Source organism: Bradyrhizobium sp. 197, from assembly GCF_023073375.1.
Taxonomy (GTDB): Bacteria; Pseudomonadota; Alphaproteobacteria; order Rhizobiales; family Xanthobacteraceae; genus Bradyrhizobium.
In genome coordinates this window covers 1-1,874 of record NZ_JADPJJ010000113.1, presented here as the reverse complement: position 1 = coordinate 1,874, position 1,874 = coordinate 1, and the positions used below count along the sequence as shown (strand labels likewise).

The following is a 1,874-nucleotide window of genomic DNA, read 5'->3' as shown; positions in this document are numbered from 1 at the left end:
GTGTGCCGAGTATGAACGACAGCTTGGAGGTGGAAGTCCTCTATCCAGCCTGATGGCGGCGAAGGATTAGCGAAGCGCAAGGGCGTCATCGTGAGGTGGGGTCTGAAGACAGCGTGGAGCAAAGCCGCGGCCCGATGGACAAGCACCGGATAACGAGGCCTACCCGGCCGGACGAGCGAGCAACTGATCGCGAAGTCCATAGTCATCAAGGACCGGGGTGGTAAATCCGGCGGGGGTGCGGTGAAGGCGGTCGGTCTTACCTCGGGAGGTCTGTGCTGTGTCCCGGCAACGGGACTGAGGCCGTCGCAAGGCGGCCTGACCGCAGTGCAGAAGTCAGCCGAGGGCATAGTAGGCGGCGGCGCGCTGCCGAAGGCCTGAACGGTGGAAGAGGCCAGTAGAGCGGTAATCTCGTGCGAGCCATGCGGCAGAAGAAACAGATCGAACTGAACTTGGGCACCGGAGCGAGGGGTGAAGCCCCGAAGGCCGCCGCCCAAGAGGCCGAAGCACGTGCGGCGAAAGCCAGTCTCGAACGCCCGGCGGTCGCAGGGCCGTTGATGGAAGCAGTGGTCGAGCGTGAGAATCTGAAGGAAGCGTTGGCGCGAGTGAAGCGCAATAAAGGTGCGGCAGGCATCGACGGCATGTCCGTTGATGAGCTGCCGACCTACCTGAAGGAGCACTGGCCCACGATCCGAGCCCAGTTGCTGGAGGGCACCTACAAGCCGCAACCGGTACGACGCGTCGAGATACCGAAGGCATCGGGCGGCACTCGGCCGCTCGGCATCCCCACGGTGCTCGATCGCTTCATCCAACAGGCGGTACTGCAGGTGCTGCAGGCGGATTGGGACGGAACGTTCTCCGGAACGAGCTTCGGCTTCCGGCCGAAGCACTCGGCGCATCAGGCTGTGGAACAGGCGCAGGCGTACATCGCGTCCGGGCACGGCTTTGTCGTGGACATCGACCTGGAGAAGTTCTTCGACCGGGTCAACCACGACATCCTGATGGGGCTGGTTGCCAAGCGGGTTGCTGACAAGCGCCTCCTGAAGCTGATCCGCGGCTTTCTGACCGCGGGCGTGCTGGAAGGGGGACTGGTCAGCGCGACGGAGGAAGGTACGCCGCAAGGCGGCCCGCTCTCGCCGCTGTTGTCGAACCTGATGCTGGATGTGCTGGACAAGGAGCTGGAGAAGCGCGGCCACCGCTTCGTGCGCTACGCCGATGACTGCAACATCTATGTGCGCAGTCGAAAGGCCGGCGAGCGGGTGATGGCCGGCATCGAGAAGTTCCTCGAAAAGCGCCTCAAGCTGAAGGTCAACAAGGCCAAGAGCGCGGTTGCCAAGCCGAGCGTCCGCAAGTTCCTGGGCTTCAGCTTCACAGGCGGGAAGGAGCCGCGGCGGCGTATCGCACCGCAGGCGATTACCCGCTTCAAAGCGAGAGTCCGGGAGCTGACGCGACGCACGTGCGGACGAAGCCTCGAACAGATCGCCAAGGAGCTGTCCACTTACCTTGTCGGCTGGCGCGGATACTTCGGCTTCTGCCAAACCCCGTCGGTGTTGAGCGCACTCGATCAGTGGATCAGGCGGCGGTTGCGCGCCATCGCCTGGAAGCAGTGGAAGCGTGGTCGCACTCGCTTTGCCGAACTGCGACGCCGTGGTGTCGGCCGGGATCTGGCGGCTCAAACTGCCGGCAGCCCACATGGCCCTTGGCGGTTGGCGGCGAGCCCTGCGCTTAACATTGCCTTGCAAACTGTCTTCTTCAGGTCACTCGGCTTGGCTTCCATCGCGGCTCCGAGACCCGCATAATCCACCGAACCGCCGTATACGGACCCGTACGTACGGTGGTGTGGGAGGGGCGACGCCGCGAGGCGTCCCCCTATCCCG

1 protein-coding gene is annotated in these 1,874 nt (G+C 64.1%); it reads left to right on the top strand.

The genetic code is table 11. From position 1 onward, the window contains the following. Positions 1 to 419: 419 nt before the first annotated feature. The gene (gene ltrA, locus IVB27_RS26815) at positions 420 to 1,796 is read left to right on the top strand and encodes a group II intron reverse transcriptase/maturase (protein ID WP_247446101.1); all 1,377 of its coding nucleotides are present in this window, start codon (positions 420 to 422) and stop codon (positions 1,794 to 1,796) included. Positions 1,797 to 1,874 lie beyond the last annotated feature (78 nt).